Source organism: Lacinutrix salivirga, from assembly GCF_053604675.1.
Genome location: NZ_JBSHNP010000143.1, coordinates 1 through 904, shown reverse-complemented (window position 1 = coordinate 904; position 904 = coordinate 1). Strand labels below are relative to the sequence as shown.

General features: G+C 30.0%; 1 protein-coding gene. It reads right to left on the bottom strand.

From position 1 onward, the window contains the following. Window positions 1–373 precede the first annotated feature (373 nt). Window positions 374–904 (bottom strand): DUF808 family protein (locus tag ACVC5O_RS15750; RefSeq protein ID WP_452222436.1); only part of this gene is annotated, 531 nt, incomplete at its 5' end.

Below are 904 nucleotides of genomic sequence, written 5' to 3'. Positions count from 1 at the left end.
ATTTAACAATGACTATACAACCTGCAACTGGTAGCGGGCAAGTTACCGCAACTTGGAAAGTTGAAAGAAGTAGTGGTTTAAAATCTAATGCAGATAACAGAGAGTTTAATATTCCTACAGATATAATATTAACAAAAGTTCAATAAATACTAACCACAAGCACGTATATAAAAAATAGCAGTTTAGAGAGCTAACCTTAAAGTTTGGCTCTTTTCTGCTATCTTTGTTTATAACCCAAAAATGGCTCATATTCATCCGCTACTTTTCACACACAAACCATTAAACGAGCTTTTTTTTATTCTCAAACATCGTTATTTTTCACAAACAATGGCGATAAGTACTTATTAAATTGCATTTATACCCTTCAAAACCACTACTTCTTAGATTTAAAAAGTTTTACTACTTTTTTAATTCCAATAATTAAAACAAGAGCCAAACCACCAACAATTAAACCAACTATAAAATCTCTGATAATTGAAGGAATTTCTTCTAAAAAATGATGAAAAAACTCAATATTATGAACAAATATACCTCCTGCTACTAGTAATAAAGCGATTGTTCCAATTACAGAAAGCGACTTAATTATTATTGGTAATGCTTTTACAAAAAAGTTTCCTATAACAACGGTTGCTCCTTTTCCGCTTTTACTCAAACTAATTAGTTTATAACCAAAATCATCCATCCTAACTAATAAAGCAACAACACCATAAACACCTACAGTAGCTATTATAGCAACTATAGACACCACTAATATTTGAAACAGTAAGGTCTGGTCAACTACTGTGCCTAAAGCAATAATTACTATTTCTACAGATAATATGAAATCTGTAACAATTGCAGATTTAATTTTAGTTTTTTCTAATGCCAATATTTCAGCTTCACTTAGTTTATGATCTAAGCTATT